19 protein-coding genes and 1 pseudogene are annotated in these 17,443 nt (G+C 41.8%); 13 read left to right on the top strand and 7 right to left on the bottom strand.

Annotation, left to right across the window (positions count from 1 at the left end; all coding sequences use genetic code 11):
- Window positions 1-37 precede the first annotated feature (37 nt).
- From BKN38_RS11120 to BKN38_RS06280, 12 genes are all read left to right on the top strand, one after another.
- Complete coding sequence (locus BKN38_RS11120) at window positions 38-208, top strand: hypothetical protein (protein WP_156528113.1); 171 nt, start codon at window positions 38-40, stop codon at window positions 206-208.
- Window positions 209-236: 28 nt separating this feature from the next.
- Entirely contained in the window at window positions 237-1,325 is a 1,089-nt protein-coding gene (locus BKN38_RS06330) for a BspA family leucine-rich repeat surface protein (RefSeq protein ID WP_066454389.1), read from the top strand.
- On the top strand, window positions 1,322-1,639 hold the full coding sequence (locus BKN38_RS06325) for a BspA family leucine-rich repeat surface protein (protein ID WP_066454386.1): 318 nt from the start codon (window positions 1,322-1,324) through the stop codon (window positions 1,637-1,639). Before BKN38_RS06330 ends, BKN38_RS06325 begins: the two co-directional genes overlap by 4 nt.
- Before the next feature lie 22 nt (window positions 1,640-1,661).
- Entirely contained in the window at window positions 1,662-2,762 is a 1,101-nt protein-coding gene (locus BKN38_RS06320; protein ID WP_070957741.1) for a BspA family leucine-rich repeat surface protein, read from the top strand.
- Window positions 2,722-3,000: a BspA family leucine-rich repeat surface protein gene (locus BKN38_RS06315; RefSeq protein ID WP_066457486.1), complete on the top strand. Its 279-nt coding sequence runs from the start codon at window positions 2,722-2,724 to the stop codon at window positions 2,998-3,000. The genes BKN38_RS06320 and BKN38_RS06315 overlap by 41 nt, the downstream gene beginning before the upstream one ends.
- 380 nt (window positions 3,001-3,380) lie before the next feature.
- Complete coding sequence (locus BKN38_RS06310; RefSeq protein ID WP_066457480.1) at window positions 3,381-3,911, top strand: BspA family leucine-rich repeat surface protein; 531 nt, start codon at window positions 3,381-3,383, stop codon at window positions 3,909-3,911.
- A complete protein-coding gene (locus tag BKN38_RS06305) occupies window positions 3,908-4,792 on the top strand; it encodes a BspA family leucine-rich repeat surface protein (RefSeq protein ID WP_066457476.1) in 885 nt (294 codons plus the stop codon). Before BKN38_RS06310 ends, BKN38_RS06305 begins: the two co-directional genes overlap by 4 nt.
- 102 nt (window positions 4,793-4,894) lie before the next feature.
- On the top strand, window positions 4,895-6,415 hold the full coding sequence (locus tag BKN38_RS06300; RefSeq protein ID WP_066457472.1) for a BspA family leucine-rich repeat surface protein: 1,521 nt from the start codon (window positions 4,895-4,897) through the stop codon (window positions 6,413-6,415).
- A gap of 68 nt (window positions 6,416-6,483) precedes the next feature.
- Window positions 6,484-8,103 (top strand): hypothetical protein, encoded by a 1,620-nt coding sequence (locus BKN38_RS06295; protein ID WP_070957740.1) that lies wholly within the window; start codon window positions 6,484-6,486, stop codon window positions 8,101-8,103.
- A 53-nt stretch (window positions 8,104-8,156) separates the two neighbouring features.
- The gene (locus BKN38_RS06290; RefSeq protein WP_066457465.1) at window positions 8,157-9,104 is read left to right on the top strand and encodes a chemotaxis protein; all 948 of its coding nucleotides are present in this window, start codon (window positions 8,157-8,159) and stop codon (window positions 9,102-9,104) included.
- A gap of 54 nt (window positions 9,105-9,158) precedes the next feature.
- The gene (locus BKN38_RS06285; RefSeq protein WP_066457462.1) at window positions 9,159-11,600 is read left to right on the top strand and encodes a chemotaxis protein CheW; all 2,442 of its coding nucleotides are present in this window, start codon (window positions 9,159-9,161) and stop codon (window positions 11,598-11,600) included.
- 1 nt (window position 11,601) lies between these two features.
- On the top strand, window positions 11,602-12,117 hold the full coding sequence (locus BKN38_RS06280; protein WP_066457459.1) for a chemotaxis protein CheW: 516 nt from the start codon (window positions 11,602-11,604) through the stop codon (window positions 12,115-12,117).
- 106 nt (window positions 12,118-12,223) lie between these two features.
- On the opposite strand, the gene BKN38_RS06275 is transcribed toward BKN38_RS06280, so the two are convergent.
- The 3 genes from BKN38_RS06275 to BKN38_RS06265 form a co-directional block, all read right to left on the bottom strand.
- A complete protein-coding gene (locus tag BKN38_RS06275; RefSeq protein WP_070957739.1) occupies window positions 12,224-12,421 on the bottom strand; it encodes a hypothetical protein in 198 nt (65 codons plus the stop codon).
- 137 nt (window positions 12,422-12,558) lie between these two features.
- Window positions 12,559-13,764 carry a lipid A deacylase LpxR family protein gene (locus BKN38_RS06270; RefSeq protein ID WP_233712905.1) on the bottom strand — a complete coding sequence of 402 codons (1,206 nt, stop codon included), beginning with the start codon at window positions 13,762-13,764 and terminating at the stop codon, window positions 12,559-12,561.
- Between the two features lie 275 nt (window positions 13,765-14,039).
- A complete protein-coding gene (locus BKN38_RS06265; RefSeq protein ID WP_066453882.1) occupies window positions 14,040-14,219 on the bottom strand; it encodes a hypothetical protein in 180 nt (59 codons plus the stop codon).
- A gap of 95 nt (window positions 14,220-14,314) precedes the next feature.
- On the opposite strand from BKN38_RS06265, the gene BKN38_RS11930 reads away from it, so the two are divergent.
- Entirely contained in the window at window positions 14,315-14,638 is a 324-nt protein-coding gene (locus BKN38_RS11930; protein WP_104720816.1) for a hypothetical protein, read from the top strand.
- A gap of 237 nt (window positions 14,639-14,875) precedes the next feature.
- Here the strand turns inward: BKN38_RS11930 and BKN38_RS12305 are convergent, their stop codons facing one another.
- The 4 genes and pseudogenes from BKN38_RS12305 to BKN38_RS10345 all read right to left on the bottom strand — a co-directional run.
- Window positions 14,876-15,133 (bottom strand): terminase gpA endonuclease subunit, encoded by a 258-nt coding sequence (locus tag BKN38_RS12305; protein ID WP_082942430.1) that lies wholly within the window; start codon window positions 15,131-15,133, stop codon window positions 14,876-14,878.
- A 106-nt stretch (window positions 15,134-15,239) separates the two neighbouring features.
- Window positions 15,240-15,938, bottom strand: a complete 699-nt coding sequence (locus BKN38_RS06255) for a uroporphyrinogen-III synthase (protein ID WP_066453880.1) — start codon at window positions 15,936-15,938, stop codon at window positions 15,240-15,242.
- Window positions 15,939-16,121: 183 nt separating this feature from the next.
- Window positions 16,122-17,180, bottom strand: a complete 1,059-nt coding sequence (locus tag BKN38_RS06250; protein WP_082942429.1) for a DUF563 domain-containing protein — start codon at window positions 17,178-17,180, stop codon at window positions 16,122-16,124.
- 159 nt (window positions 17,181-17,339) lie between these two features.
- Window positions 17,340-17,443: pseudogene (locus BKN38_RS10345) on the bottom strand (polyphosphate kinase 2); the annotation flags it as partial.

Raw genomic sequence — 17,443 nt, 5'->3', positions numbered from 1 at the left:
GGAGGGGATTTGATAAATAGCTTATAAAGGAGCCAAAATGATAATGCAGAATCTTAGGAAAACTACAAAACGCGAGCAAAATGCAGAATCTAAAAATGCCAAAAAACTTTTTTCGTCATTACTAAAGAAGCTGCGCTTTACTGAAGAAACTCACTTCGTTCGTTTTGCGAGGAGCGAAGCGACGAAGCAATCCATTTTGGTAAAATGACGACGACAAAACTTAAAAGGAGCCAAAAATGAAACACATAAATCAGAATCTAAAAAACCTAGCATTTATCGCCATAGCCACGCTTGGCTTGATGTTTAGCGCTTGCTTTGACCCAAAGATTAATACCAAATTAGATTCTAGCCCGAGCCTCAAAAACACAAACCCTTTGACCGACAAATCAAAGCACATTTACCACCCAAAAAATCGCGATGAACTCGTGCAGCTGCTAAAAGATGAAAGCATAAAGCTAGACACGATAGATACGAGCAAAATTACTAATATGGGTTGTTTGTTTGCGAATATGTTTCATGTTAGTTATTGCCCTGAATTAAAGGCAATAGAAGAAATAGAGCACTATGCAAGACAATGTCAAAATACCGCTGAATATAGAAAGGATTTTGGCGGGATTGAGACTTGGGATGTGAGTAAGGTTACAGATATGAGTTTTATGTTTGCTTCAGTAAAATCCTTCAACCAGCCGCTTAATTCTTGGAATGTCGGTAATGTAAAAGATATGAGCAGTATGTTTTGTGAAGCATATTCATTTAATCAACCGCTTGATAAATGGAATGTTGGCAAGGTAGAAAATATGAGCGGTATGTTTTTTGGCGCAACATCCTTTAACCAACCACTTGATAAGTGGGATGCAAGTAAAGTAAAAGATATGGCTCATATGTTTAGCGATACAATACTCTTTAACCAACCGCTTAATAAGTGGAATGTGAGCAATGTAAAAAATATGAGCGGTATGTTTCTTAGAGCGGATTTATTTAACCAGCCGCTAGACAAATGGGATGTTAGCAATGTGGAGGATATGGGTGCTATGTTTTGGGGCGCAATACCATTTAACCAGCCTTTAAATTCTTGGGATGTAAGTAATGTAAAAAATATGAGCGGTATGTTTGCTTATACAAAATCTTTTAATCAACCACTAGATAAATGGAATGTCAGCAATGTGGAGAATATGGGTGAAGTGTTTCGGGGCGCAAAATCATTTAACCAGCCGCTAGATAAATGGGATGTAAGTAGCGTTACAAATATGAGTCATATGTTTAGCGATACAATACTCTTTAACCAACCGCTTAATAAGTGGAATGTAAGTAAGGTAAAAATATGAGCGGTATGTTTCTTAGAGCGGATTCATTTAACCAGCCGCTAGACAAATGGAATGTCAGTAATGTGGAGAATATGGGTGATATGTTTTGGAGCGCAATATCATTTAACCAACCTCTAGATTCTTGGAATGTCGGTAATGTAAAAAATATGAGCCATATGTTTTATGATGCAAAATCTTTTAACCAGAATTTAGATTCTTGGAATACGCGCAATGTCAAAATTATGAGAGGCATGTTTGTTGGCTCGCCACTAGAATCCAAACCGCCAAAATGGTATGACTCTTCTAAAAGTCATATTGATGTTGATGGTTGCTAAAGCAAACTCAAAAGGAGCAAAAATGACAATGCGAAATCTAAAACTGCTAAAAACGCTACAAAACGCCCGCGCGACGCAAAATCCAAAAACATTAAATCTAAAGACGCTAAAATCAAAAATATCAAATCTAAAAATGTTTAAAAAGCTAGCCCTTGCCTGCCTTTTTGCGCTAATGCTAGATTCTAGCCTGCAAGCCAACACAAACCCCTTGACTGACAAATCAAAACACATTTACCACCCGCAGACGCGCGATGAGTTCGTGCAGTTGCTAAAAGATGAAAGCATAAAGCTAGATACGATAGATACAAGCAAGATAAAAGACATGAGCTTTTTGTTTGCGAATATTGGCGATGAGTGCTATAGCTTAAGATATATAGAACTTGAAACATATATACCAAATTGCAAAAACAATGCTAGAGCGCGAAAAGATTTTAGCGGGATTGAGACTTGGGATGTTGGCAGGGTAAAAGATATGAGCGGTATGTTTGTTGGTGTAACATCCTTTAACCAACCGCTTAATTCTTGGGATGTTGGCAAAGCTACAAATATGCAGATGATGTTTTATAAAGCTTGCTCTTTTAATCAGCCCCTAGATTCTTGGAATGTGAGTAATGTTACTAATATGAGCCTTATGTTTTATGGCGCAGAATCCTTTAATCAGCCGCTTAACTCTTGGGATGTAAGCAAGGTAAAAAATATGAGCGAGATGTTTAAAAATGCAATATCGTTTAACCAGCCCCTAGATTCTTGGGATGTGAGTAAGGTTACAGATATGGATAGTATGTTTAGTGGTGCAGAAGCTTTTAACCAGCCGCTAGATAAATGGGATGTAAGTAGCGTTACAAATATGAATCATATGTTTAGTCACGCAAAATCTTTTAATCAGAATCTTAATTCTTGGAATGTAAGTAGCGTTACAAAAATGTGGGGCATGTTTAATGAAGCTCACTCCTTTAATCAGCCACTAGAATCTTGGGATGTCTCTAATGTAAAAGATATGAGTTTTATGTTTTTTGGCACAGAATCTTTTAATCAGCCGCTAAACTCTTGGGATGTGAGTAATGTTGCAACTATGGGTGATTATGTTTATGGACACAAAATCCTTCAATCAGCCGCTAGATAAATGGGATGTAAGTAGCGTTACAAATATGAATCATATGTTTTTTGGCGCAAAATCCTTTAATCAGCCGCTAGATTCTTGGGATGTAAGTAATGTTGAATATATGGGTTTTATGTTTTATGATGCAAAATCGTTTAATCAAAATCTAGATTCTTGGAAAGTAAATAAAGAGGCAAATCAGGAATATATGTTTGGACACTCACTGCTAGAATCTAACCCGCCGAAGTGGCATAAGAAATAAGGCAAAATCGCTAGAATCCAAAAAAGTGCAGAATCTAAATTTGTCGTTGCCAAAAACCTTCCTTGTCATTACTAAAGAAGCTACGCTTTACTGAAGAAACTCACTTCGTTCGTTTTGCCAAATAAATCTCGCGCTTCTTTCGTCATTGCGAGGAGCAAAGCGACGAAGCAATCTATAAAAATGCAATCTATAAAAATGCAAGTGGATTGCCGCGCTCGAGCTATGCTCTCGCTCGCAATGACAGATAAGGCTAATTGATTACTCAAAGAAGTTAGTTTCTTTAAGTAATGACGATAACAAAACTTAAAAAGCGACAAAAGCGCTAGAATCTAAAAACAACTTAAAGTATAATGCCAAAACCAAATCGCAAGGAGTCAAAAATGAAGTATATAAATCAGAATCTAAAGAAACTAAAAAATGCCAGCGAAGCGTGGAATCTAAAAAATCTACAAAACACTAGCAAAGTGCAAAATCTAAAAATGCTAGCCTTTATCGCCATAGCTGCGCTTGGCTTGATGTTTAGCGCTTGTAATATTTTTTCAAACAATGCAGCAAATACAAACCCGCTCACTGATAAATCAAAGCATAAATACCACCCACAAAATAGGGATGAATTAGTAGAATTGTTAAACGATGAATCTATAAAGCTAGATACGATAGACACGAGCAAGATCACGGATATGAGCTTGTTATTTGCAGATACTTCTAGCTATAGATGCGATAAATTATTAAAGATAGGACTTAAGTCATATATGCGAAAGTGCGAAAATACAGCTGACGAACGAAAAGACTTTAGCGGAATTGAGACTTGGGATGTGAGTAATGTAATAGATATGAGTGCTATGTTTTATGAAGCACACTCATTTAATCAACCGCTTGATTCTTGGGATGTTAGCAAGGTAAAAATATGAGTTCCATGTTTTATTATGCAGAGTCATTTAATCAGCCGCTTGATTCTTGGAATGTCCGTAATGTTACAGATATGAGTTCCATGTTTTATAGGACACGCTCATTTAACCAACCGCTTGATAAATGGAATGTTAGCAATGTTACACATATGAGTGATATGTTTTCTGAAGCGCAATCATTTAACCAACCTTTAAATTCTTGGAATGTGAGTAAGGTGGAAAATATGAGCAGCATGTTTTATGAAGCACACTCATTTAATCAGCCGCTTGATAAATGGAATGTTAGTAATGTTACATATATGAATGGTATGTTTGATAGAGCATATTTATTTAATCAACCGCTTGATTCTTGGGATGTGAGTAAGGTAGAATCAATGGGGTCTATGTTTGCTAAAGCACGCTCATTTAACCAACCCCTAGATTCTTGGAATGTTAGCAAGGTTACATATATGCATGCTATGTTTGCTCATGCAGAATCCTTTAATCAGCCGCTTAATTCTTGGGATGTTGGTAATGTAAAAGATATGGAGGCTATGTTTGCTGGAGCACGCTCATTTAACCAACCCCTAGATTCTTGGAATGTTAGCAAGGTTACAGATATGAGTTCTATGTTTTATGAAGCAATCTCATTTAACCAACCACTAGATTCTTGGAATGTTAGCGAGGTCATAGATATGGATGAGATGTTTAAAGGCGCGCAATCTTTTAATCAACCGCTAGATTCTTGGGATGTGAGTAATGTAAAAAATATGAACTGCATGTTTTGTGCCGCAAAATCATTTAATCAGAATCTAGATTCTTGGAAAGTAAATGCATACAAAGGCCTTCATATGTTTAAAGACTCACCATTAGAATCTAATTCGCCGAAGTGGCATAAGAAATAAGGCAAGATTACCCGGAATCCAAAATCGCTAGAATCTGCAAAGCACAGAATCTAAAGCGACTTTTGAAGTATAATGCCAAAACTAATTGCTAAGGAGTCAAAAATGAAACACATAAATCAGAATCTAAAGAAACTAAAAAACGCCAGCAAAGCGCAGAATCTAAAACAGCTAGCCTTTATCGGCATAGCTGCGCTTGGCTTGATGTTTAGCGCTTGCTTTGACTCCAAACTCAACGCCAGCCTAGATTCCAAACCCAACTCCAAGCTTAATGCCAAATTAGATTCTAGCCTAAGCTTCAAAAACACAAACCCCTTGACTGACAAATCAAAGCATAAATACCACCCAAAAACTCGCGCTGCATTAGTAAAACTACTCAAAAATAAAAAAATCAAGCTAAACACGATAGATACGAGCAAAATCACTGATATGAGTTTTTTGTTTGCCGATGCTTCTTTTGATGGATGCGAAGAATTATTGGAAAATCTGAAGCTTAAATCATATATGAAAAATTGCAAAAATTCCGATGCCGAGCGAGAAGACTTCGAAGGGATAGAGACTTGGGATGTGAGTAATGTCACAGATATGACCGCTATGTTTTTTAGCGCATATTATTTCAACCAGCCGCTAAACTCTTGGAATGTCAGTAATGTAAAAAATATGAACGGTATGTTTTGGGGCGCAACATCTTTCGACCAGCCACTAAACAGCTGGGATGTCAGTAATGTTACAGATATGAAAAAAATGTTTGATTATGCAAAATCCTTTAACCAGAATCTAAACTCTTGGGATGTGAGTAATGTAGAAGATATGGAAGCAATGTTTTTAAAAGCAGTATCCTTTAACCAGCCGCTTGATAAATGGAATGTCAGCAAGGTTACAAATATGATCCATATGTTTAGCAAAGCAATACTCTTTAACCAACCACTTAATAAATGGGATGTCAGCAAGGTTACAAGTATGCATGGTATGTTTTATGAAGCTTATTCCTTTAACCAGCCACTAGATTCTTGGGATGTCAGCAAAGTAGAAAGCATGAGATTTATGTTTGCAAGAGCAGCATCCTTCAACCAGCCGCTAAACTCTTGGAATGTCAGCAATGTTGCGGATATGAGTTTTATGTTTTATTTTGCGCTACACTTTAACCAGCCTCTTGATAAGTGGGATGTGAGCAATGTAAAATATATGGATGAAATGTTTAAGAATGCATACTCCTTCAATCAGTCGCTAAACTCTTGGAATGTTGGCAAGGTAAAAGATATGCAGAGCATGTTTAAAGGCGCGCAATCTTTCAACAAGCCGCTTGATAAATGGAATGTGAGTAATGTAGAAGATATGGAAGAAATGTTTTTGGGTGCAAAATCTTTTAACCAGAATCTAAACTCTTGGGATGTTGGCAAGGTAAAAGATATGCGGGGTATGTTTAACGATGCGCAATCTTTCAACCAGCCGCTAGATAAATGGAATGTCAGCAATATTGCGGATATGGGTGCTATGTTTGCTGGGGCGCGATCCTTTAACCAAAATCTAGATTCTTGGAAGGTAGATAAAAATACAACGCGAGAAAAAATGTTTGTCGGCTCGCCGCTAGAATCTAAACCGCCCAAATGGTATAAACAGCGATAGAAAAACAAAAGCTTAGGGCAAAACCAAAATGCAAGAAGCCAGAAGACAAAAACCAAAAAGATAAGAGTGTGGATAAAATGAATATTTGTTTGCAAAATGATTTGTCGCAAGACATGCCGCGTATCATCTCGCCAGCGGTTTTTATCGCCGATGCGCATTATAAGACAAATGGCGCGGGTGGCGATGTCGTGCGCGTGGATTTTGACAGCGGCGCAAATGTGGATTCTGGCGCGCACAATTGCATTTCACCATCGCCAGCGAGAAAATCGCAGAATCCAAAGCGTCATTGCGAGGAGCAAAGCGACGAAGCAATCCAAACAGCGCAAGCCACAAGTGCCGACAATGGATTGCTTCGCTACGCTCGCAATGACAGAGATAATAACGACAACACTCGCAATGACGACACTCGCGATGATAGCGCTTATAACGACAACGCTCGCAACGACAGCGCAAAAGCTAAGTGGCTAGAATCCATAAAATGCCTAAAATCTTGCGATGTAGATTCTGCGTTTTTGCGCTATGAAAGTCATGAAAGCCACGAGAACCATGAAGGCCATAAAAACCACAAAAGCGCGGATTCTAGCGCAAAAAGTTTTGGCAAAAGCGACTTGCTGGGCTTGCTTGCCGCGCTTATTAAGAATCCGCCCGCGCAAGTGTTTTTGATGGGCGATATAGCGCATTTGCTTATCGGGCATATCCCAAGCAGCGCCAAGCGCAACCGCGCGCTGATAGCCGCGATAAACGAGCTTGCGACAAAATGCGAGGTGTTTTATTTTGAGGGGAATCATGATTTCGGGCTGGATTCTGCGCTTTCCCCAAATGTCAAAATCTATCCCAGATGCACCCAGCCAGCACTTTTTGCGCTTCAAGACGCCACGCCAAGCCAAAACAACACATCGTGCCAAAACGATATGCCAAACCAAAACGCCACGCCACGCGCGCACGCTTCGCAGAATCCAAATCCGCCCGAAGTAGATTCTGTGTCAGATTCCGCACGAAATCTAGCGCCAGATTTTATGCCGGATTCCGCGCCAGCTCTAGCGCTAGATTCTGTAGGGCAGAATCTCTTTTTGCTTTCACATGGCGATGTTTTCGTGGGGCACGGCTATGAGTGCTACATCCGCGCGATAAATTCGCCGCTAATGCTAAGCGCGCTAAAGCTCATCGACACTCTTAGCTTTGGGCTTATCTACAAGCTAGCAGAATCTAGGGTCAATGCCAATCATATCCGCCTGCCGCGCATGGGCGCGCGGGCGTTTGGCGCGTTTGTGAAAAAACGCTTTGCACGATATCTGAAATGCCTGCCAGCGCCCAAAAATGCGCGCGCCAACGCACAATCAACCGAGCCGATAAATACGATAAACATAATAGAAGGGCATTTTCATATCGGCGCGATAGGGGCTATAAACCGCGCGGATTCTGCGCCCGCTATAGATTCTATAGAGCCCAAATCGCATGCAGAATCCAAATCTCACGCAAAATCCACCAGCCCCGCAGAATCTAAAAAACGCGCAGAATCCACAAAGCACCCAGAATCCACAAACCCCGCAAAATCCCCCAGCGACAGCGCCACAAACGTCAGCGACGCAGACAAAGCGGACAATACAGACAGCACAGACAACACAAACAAAGGATATTTTATCGCCTTGCCCTCTTTTTATTGCGATAAAAAAATTTTTGTTTTATAATATGCGCTACAATTCGATATTAATCTATCAGCACCACAAACAAAGGCAGAAATATGGCAGGCAATCTTTTAGATTCTCAAATTGAAGGATATAATGAAATTGCTTTGATTGATTTTCGTATTTTTGAAATGCGCGATGGCGAGTCGTATGAGGGCGTGTATGGCGTGAATGTCGCCAAAGTGCAAAGCATCGTCGAGTATCCAGAGGAGCTGTTTGACATCCCAGCGAGCCCGGATTATGTGCTTGGGCTTTTTGATTTGCGCGGGATGATTATACCAATCGTCGATCTTTCAAAATGGCTCAATATCAAAGTAGATTCTGCGCCTCGCAAGCACAAAGTCATCATATCCGAGTTTAATAATGTAAATATAGGCTTCGTCGTCGATGAAGTGCGGCGCATAAGGCGGGTGAATTGGAAAAATGTGGAGCCGGCGCATTTTAGCGCATCTAGCACCATAGAGCGCGGGAAAATCACAGGCACCACGCGCATAGAGGGCGATAGGACGCTGCTTATTTTGGATCTAGAAAGTATCATCGATGAGCTGAATTTCTATGAGAAAAAAGCGGATGATATTATCGAGATTGTCGAGGAGCATGAGAAGTTTAGCGGGCTGGCATTGGTGCTAGAGGATAGCTCTGTGGCACGCAAAAGAGTGGTGAAAAACCTGCAAGCGATGGGCTTTAGCGTCGTAGAGGCAATCGATGGCGAAGAGGGCAAACAAAAAATCGAAGCACTTTTCAAACAATATGGCGACAAGCTAGGCGATCACCTAAAAATCATCGTCTCTGATGTGGAGATGCCAAAAATAGATGGATTCCACTTCGCCAACGAAGTAAAAAACGATCCGCGATTTGCAAAAATACCATTGGTGTTTAACTCCTCGATATGCGACTCAAACAGCGTAGAAAAGGGCAAAAAAGCCGGCGGCGATGGGTATATTGTGAAATTTGATCCCAATATATTCTATCAAGAAATCAAAAAACTGCTAACTTCAGTGTGAAGTTGCAAAAATTTTTGGTAGAATTAGCAAAATTAACTTTGGTGAGGTATTTGTATGGATGATATGCAAGAGATAATGGAAGATTTCCTTGTAGAAGCCTTTGAGATGGTGGATCAGCTAGACCAAGACTTGGTAGAGCTAGAAAACAATCCAGAAGATCTCGAGCTGCTAAACCGCATTTTTAGGGTGGCGCACACTATCAAGGGCTCAAGCTCGTTTTTGAATTTTGATATTCTCACCAGCCTTACGCACAATATGGAAGATGTCCTAAACAAAGCGCGACGCGGTGAGCTAAAAATCACGCCAGATGTCATGGATGTCGTGCTTTTGTCAGTGGATTTGATGAAGGCGCTTTTGCAGGCGATAAGGGATTCTGGCACGGATGCAAATAGTGGCATAGACATCACTGATGCGGTCAAAAAGCTACAAGCTATCTCTCAAGGTAGCGCACCAAGCGCAGAAGCAAGCACTCCAGCAGCTTCCGCAGAATCTGCACCAGCGGTATCAGCTCCCGCAGAATCCGCGCCAGCAACTTCTGCCGCGCCTACAGCCGATGCGTCAAACCCGCTAGCTGATGAGCCAGAAAAAGACTACTCTAATATGAGCTCATCTGAAGTAGAGGCAGAAATCGAGCGCCTACTACAAAAGCGCCAAGAAGCAGATAAGCAAATGCGCGCACAAAAGCGAGCGAGCGGACAAGCAGAAGATATCCAAGCCCCCAAAGCACCAGCGCCAGAGGCGCCAAAAGAAGCGCCACAGCCAGCCGCTGCCGCGCCAAAACCTGCCGCAGCCGCGCCAAAACCAGCGCCTAGAGCAGATGCAAAAGCAGGCGGCAAAGATGAAAGCAAAGCGGTGGCCACAAATGTCGAGCAAACCGTGCGCGTGGATGTCCGCAGGCTAGATAACCTTATGAATCTCATCGGCGAGCTCGTGCTTGGCAAAAACCGCCTTATTAAGATTTATGGCGATGTGGAAGAGCGCTATGATGGCGAGAAATTCCTAGAAGAGCTAAATCAAGTCGTTTCTGGAATCTCGAGCGTCACTACAGATTTGCAGCTAGCGGTTATGAAAACGCGTATGCAGCCTGTAGGTAAGGTGTTTAACAAATTCCCGCGCATGGTGCGTGACCTTTCAAGAGAGCTCAAAAAGAGCATCGATCTTGTCATCACTGGTGAAGAAACCGAGCTTGACAAATCTATCGTAGAAGAGATAGGCGACCCGCTTATCCACATCATCAGAAACTCATGCGACCACGGCATAGAATCCCCAGAGGATAGAAAAGCGCTAGGCAAGCCAGAAGTGGGCAGAGTGGATCTAAAAGCCTATAATGAAGGCAACCACATAGTCATCGAGATAACCGATGATGGCAAGGGGCTTGATGCGGATTTCTTGAAGCAAAAAGCCATAGAAAAAGGGCTAATATCTGAAAAAGACGCCGATGGCATGAGCGAAAAAGAAGCATTTGGCATCATTTTTAAACCCGGATTCTCCACCGCCAAAACCATAAGCAATGTATCTGGGCGCGGCGTGGGAATGGATGTCGTCAAAACCAATGTCGAAAAGCTAAATGGGATCATCGAGATAGATTCTGAAAAGGGCGCTGGCACGACATTTAAGCTAAAGATTCCATTGACGCTAGCTATCATCCAAGCCTTGCTAGTAGGCGCACAAGAAGAATACTATGCGATCCCGCTTTCATCAGTCATCGAGACGGTCAGAATCGGGCAGGATGAGATCTATAGCGTAGATGGAAAATCTGTCTTGCGACTGCGCGATCAAGTGCTTTCACTAGTGCGTTTGGCGGATATCTTTGGCGTGGATTCTGTGCTAGAATCTCCAAATGAAGTCTATGTCGTCATCATCGCGCTTGCCGAGCAAAAAATCGGCGTCATCGTTGATTATCTCATCGGGCAAGAGGAAGTCGTTATCAAATCGCTTGGCTATTATCTCAAAAGCACGCGCGGCATCGCAGGCGCTACCGTGCGTGGGGATGGTAAAATCACGCTTATCGTGGATGTAGCAGCGATGATGGAGATGGCAAAAGAAGTCAAAGTAAGCATAAACAATGTCATCGAAGAAGCGCAAGCCTCCAAGGCAAAAAGCTCGCCGGCTGATTATGTCGTGCTAGCGATAGATGATAGCAACACCGATAGGGCTATCATGAAAAAATGCCTAAAAACGCTAGGCGTCACCGTGCTAGAAGCGAGCAATGGCCTAGAAGGACTAGAAATCGTGAAAAACAGCGACAAGCCGATTGATGCGGTGCTCGTGGATATCGAGATGCCAAAAATGGATGGCTACACATTTGCCGCAGAAGTGCGCAAGTATAATAAGTTTAAAAACTTGCCACTTATCGCTGTCACCAGCCGCGCTAGCAAAACTGACAGAATGCGCGGCGTAGAATCTGGTATGACAGAATACATCACCAAGCCATATACGCCAGAATATCTAGCCAATGTGGTAAAACGAAACATAAACCTAGTAACGGGAGAATAATATGGCGGATAAAATTAGAGATATTTTCGAGCAGCAAAAAATACAATCCGGCAAAGTGGGCGGCGGAGGCGATGTGCAAGATGAGCCAGAAGATATTCTGCAAGTCATTGGCTTTGTCGTAGGCAATGAAGAATTCGCCGTGCCAATCCTAAATGTCAAAGAGATAGTAAAGCCCACCGATTTTACGCGCGTGCCGGGCACTCCGCCTTATGTGCTAGGCGTGTTTAATATGCGCGGAAATGTCTATCCGCTCATAAACTTGCGCCTAAAATTTGGGCTTCCAGCTATCAAGCAAGACAAAGATACAAGATATCTCATCGTGCATCAAAATGATGAGATAGCGGGCTTTGTCATCGATAAGCTAACCGCTGCTATCACGCTTCCGGGCTCTAGCATCGACCCAGTGCCAGACACGCTAGCTAGCAACCAAGCGGGTATGATAGATGGCGTAGGCAAACGCGAAGACCATCTCATCACCATCCTAAAAATCGATGTCTTGTTGAAAAGGGATTTTTAGGCTATAGATTTTTTATAGAATCTAGCAAGATTCTAGCACCAAATTTGTTTTGATGCTCTTTTGGTGCGGCTTTAGCGCGCTTTTTGCTATTTTTTTGTTTCTACTTTTATTTTTGTTCTCGGTAGATTCTATCAATTTTTATATTTTTATCTTTTATTTGCTTTTGTGGCTTTTTGATTTTTACTTTAAACTTTTGGAGCTTTTCATTTGTCATTTTTTCTGCTTTAATGTTTTTTTGTGCTGTTTTAGATTCTGCTGCTTTTTTATCAAACTTGTTTTTGCTGTATAGGATCTGCTTTATCACTTTTGCCTATCTTGCCTCATATATTCTGTCTATTTTTGGATTCTATCTTGCAAACATGCAAGAATCTATTTTGCCTATCAAAATTACCAAGCTTTTGGCATTGCAGATTCTGCCAATCATCACGCTAAAATATTTTCCTAAAATCCCACGCCAAGCATCACCGAGCCATAGGTATGTAGCGCATCTTGCGTGGCAAACTCGCGAGTCCTATGCACCACGCTATAATTTATCACAAAGCGCTTATACTCCATCCCAAGCCCCCATGCAAACTCGCCCATCACCCTTTGCAGCGCGAGATTGTGCGGCGTGACATAATGCGGCGCAAAAGTGTTGCCCTGCACGAACATATTGCGCCCCACAAACCGCGCGCCAGCCGCCACAAATCCATATATACTAAAGCCATATTTATGCCCCACAGAGCGCACAAACCCGGTGTTTATCGTAAGTGGCATAGCATTTTTGGAGAGATTGTAGCCAAAGCGCAGTGCGAGGCTAGTTTGCGCGTGGATTCTGGCATTGCCGAGCGCTAGGCTAAGCTGTGGCGTGAGATCCACAAAATGCGCGCTTTTCTCATAAATCGCCGGCACACTATAAGAGAGCCCATAATAAAGATTGGCGACAAACTCATTTCTAAGCTGCGTATCCCAGCCGGCAAGTCGCGCGTTGTTGGTGAGGTCGTGTATCAGATTTTGCGCCTGCTTGCCAAGCGCGCTTTTCCCCACCAGCCCAAGCTCGATAGATAGCTGCTCCAGCGCGTTTGCATAGCGGTGCTGCGCTAGAAATCTAGCATACAAATACCCACTATATGGATAATCATCAGGCGACGGAATGGCGCTGAAGCGATCTTTTGGCGCATACATTTCTTGCGCGATAGTGATAGAAAATGAGCTGTGTGGTAGCGAGCTATTTGGCGGTGTCGCGGCGTTTAATGTCGCGCGGCTTGTGGCTGTATCGGCGGATGAATTCTGGGCGGGTTGATTTTTGGCGGATAGATTTTGGTTTGTATCAAGCGCATTTGGCGCGTTTTGTGCGTTTGATTTGGCTGTAGATTCTCGTAAAATAGGCGCGAAAACAGGGCGCAGAGAAAGCACCCGCAAAAATCTAGCCATAGCAGAATCCGCCTCGTATTCTTTGGAGACAAACGCCAGCGAAGTGCCAGCAGTGTAGTATTTGTCAATCATTGAATCAAAGTTTGAGTCGTTTTCATAATCTAGTATCAAAAAATGCTTTTGGCGTGCGGTGCTTGCGCGCGGACTTTGTGGGTTTTTTAGATTCTGCGTATCTTGCGGGCTTTGCAGATTCTGCTCTTTTTCTGTATCGACGCTTTGTGCGCTTATAGGCATCAAAAAAGCGCAAAAAGCGATAGCTATCACAAGCGTGATTTTGCGAAAAATAACAGCGCAAAAAGCAATAATTTTTGCAAAAATAGCCTCAAAAATATAGCTATATAAAAAATAAAAATCTAAAAGGTGCGGAAAAAGATTAGAACAAGAACGCAATATATATATTGTTTTTATGGGTGTCATTATGATGAATATGCAAGCAGTAAATAAGTGGCAAAAGTAGTTTTTTGGTGTCAAGCAAGCGAAATCATAGCCCAAAAGGCTATGATTAGAAACTATTTAGCTTCTTCTTTCACTTCGGCATTAGCTTCGGCCGGTGCTTCGCTAGGTGTAGCCGCTTGCTCTTGAGTAGATTCTGTAGCGGCTGGCGCAGCTTCTTTTTTGTCATCACCGCAAGCAGCAAAAAGCACTGCTGCACAAGCTAGAATAGCAAATTTTGAAACAAGACTTTTCATCGGATCTCCTTGAAATTAGAAATAAAACTGATTTATAGCAAAATGCGCATTAATCTTACATTAAATGTCATAAAAGCTAGCGATAAGGCGATTATATGTTTTTTAAGACGCAAGGGTTTATAATCGCAAGCTACAAAAAAGGCGTAAAAAGGATTGGGATGGATAACTTTGACAAATGGAATGACACCAAAAAAGCTATACATAATAGCCCAAAGCGACAAAAAATAATAAAAGAGGGTGGCGTGTATTGGGTGAATGTGGGGCAAAATGTGGGATGTGAAGTGAATGGCAAAGGTGGCGATTTTGTTAGACCTGTTTTAGTTTTGAAAAAGGTGTATATAGAAAATACTACTTATGATTTTTTCATAGGTGTGCCACTCCTAGCAAAAACAAAAAAGGCTTTCTATACCAAAAAATAACAAGCAAAAAGAATGGCACTAAAGTAACCGCTATGCTGGGGCAAATAAGAATGTATGACGCTAAAAGGGTTATAAACTATCACTATATGGCTGATAAAAATGAGCTTGAAGCAGTAAGAAGCAAGATGTCAAGAATAATATCCCCCGGAAGCTAGTCCGGGAAACCTAAGCTAAAAGCTTAGGCCAAGACTCCTTATGAGAGTGCGCGTATTGTATTCTTATTTTGTTAAATAAAGCTTAAATATCTGTGTTTTTTGGATTTTGCTGCTTTTTCGCATTAAACCCCATGCTATCCAGCCGCATAATCTTAGCTCCAGCCAAACAGAGCACAAACAAATCCAGACCCTCGTTGCGCTCGCGCACTTTCTCCCAGCGGTAAGTGTTGTATCCGCTTGGCGTTTTTGTTTTGACTAGTTTTTCTGCGGTTAGCTGGCGGAAGTATTCTAGGCTGTAGGTCTCGCTAAAATGACAATATCCAGCCCCTACCTCATCGATTCAAGTGGCCCCAAACGTTTTGCCAGCCCTAATCTTTTTTTATTTTTTTTAAGATCCCAAGAATTTGCCTTTGAAATATTTTGGCATTTTAACAACCTAAAACATTTTATGGATAAATCCTAGCGATTTCTTTGGCGAATTCCACGCAGCCCTCTATCGTCTGCACCGGGCTTACATAGCCCATCACCTCGCGCCCAAACGCCCCAAAAGTCGTCATCCCAATAGCGATGGCGATGTAGCTCCCCTCCCAGCCAAAATTTTGCACGAATGAAAAATAATTGCTCGGCGATGTGAAAATGATGATGGCGCGAGGCGCTGGCTGGTCGCTTTTGGCGAGGGTTTTGGTGGTGTTTTTGTAGGCGATTATTTGTCTGAATGGGATTTTGGCTTCAGTGAGGCGCTCATCAAGCCCAGAGACGATTTTTTTGGCGCGCAGATAGAGGGTGGGGCGGTTTTTTAGCCGATGCACTAGCTCATTGCCAAAGGATTCTCCATGCGAATCATGGCAGACAAACTCCACGCCAAAGCCCTCTTTTTGCAATGCATGCGCGCTGCCAGAGCCTATCGCAAAGGTCGGGATTTCTAGGAAAGCGCGCATTTTTGGGTATTTTTGCATCTCTTGTGAAAGCGCTTTGACAGCGTGTTTTGAGGTGACGATGAGTGCTTGGATTTGTTCTTGCGGGCGGTCGGGGTCGATGTGCGCCTCTACGAGCGCGTTTCGCAGCGGATAATAAGTGATCTCATTTACCACAATCGTGGCGATATCAGCGAATGGCTGGGAATTTATCAAAACTATTGGACGCATATCAAGCCTTGTTTGAGTTTGGATTCTAGATTTTTGTGTTTAAAAAACTAGATTTTGTTGTTTTTATCTATGGATGATAGCATAAGTTTTGCAAAAGAACACTTTGCCAGCAAGGCTTATTTTGCTTGCAAAGATTGTTACGCTTAAATAATGTAATATATTATCAAAATATTCTAATTATTTTTACTCCCCTATATATTCGTGTAATATTTTTAGCGCTTCCCTAAGCTTATTTGGCTCAAAGTAGGCGTTTTCTTTTTGTGGATGTGGTGTGGTGTCTTTGGTTTCACCTATCATGTAGAAGTATTTATCCTTTCTAGATAGCGCCATTAAAAATGAAAATGGGTCATGATAATATTGTGAAAATAGCTCAAATACAAAGATATTTCTTGGCGCAAAAAGTATATTTGCAAATCCAGAGCCATGCAGACTGGCTACGACTTTAGCTTGAGAAAAAAGCTCCATTTGCTCGTTTAAACTCATAGAGTCTGGCAGAATGATTTCAAATCCGAATTCTTTAAATAGAGATTCCACCTCACTGGCATTTTCTATATTGCGATTAGAATTCTTGGGGCGCGTGAGAAATATTTTTCTTTTTGGGATTTTTGGTAATGTGTTTATGAGCAAACTGGAATACAGAAGGCTATTGATGACTTGGGTTAAAATAGTGACGCTAGAATGAAGATTGTCGGGTCTATATTCTACATATGAATAATCATGCAATATAGTGGGAATGAGTAGTTCTGTAGCCTGGATGATTTTGCTAGGATTGGCAGCTATGATTTTGGATTCTGGGATACCAACCAAAGGCATCATTTCTTTTTGAAAAGCATAATCTTGCGCGATGATGTAATAATCTATCTGCTTGCCACTTAATCGAAATTGATAAAGGCTAAGCATAACCTCTTTGACAAAATGCCCAAAGGTGCCATCCACAGGTCGCGTAAGCAGCGCCGCAGCCCCATCAAGTCTTATAACTTTTGGTTTATAAAATAGTCTATACCAATTTCTAATCAGTTTTAAAATAACAATAATAGAGCGCAAAAATGATGTATTTTGAGGCGCTTCTAGTTGATGATGCCTATAGTTCGTATATGGCAGCAGCGCCCTTTTGCTTTTGGTCCATACCAAGTCTTCTTTCATATGCGCATATGCATTTGGTAGAGAGTGCACAACAAATGCCTTTACGCTGCTAGCATATGGGCGAAAAAAACGATGATATCTACCAAAAATATCGCGCATATGAAAGTTTGAGTATGGTTTGCTGGGAGAGGTGATATAAGAGGTATCAGGACTGTTTGCATTAGAATTCGCATTTGCTCTATCTGGATCTAGCTCTCTTGCAAGTGCAAAGACATCGAGATTTTTATCGGGATTACCTCCCCCCCCCCCCCCCTCTCACACTCGATAGATAAACTGCTTATACTCCTCTTGCGTGCAGAATCCCATCACGCGCTCCACGCCCGCGCGGTTATACCAGCTGCGATCAAAAAAGACGATTTCCC

The organism is Helicobacter sp. CLO-3, from assembly GCF_001854545.1.
GTDB lineage: Bacteria > Campylobacterota > Campylobacteria > Campylobacterales > Helicobacteraceae > Helicobacter_B.
Note: the sequence above shows the minus strand (reverse complement) of the source record. Positions and strands in the feature narration are given on the sequence as shown.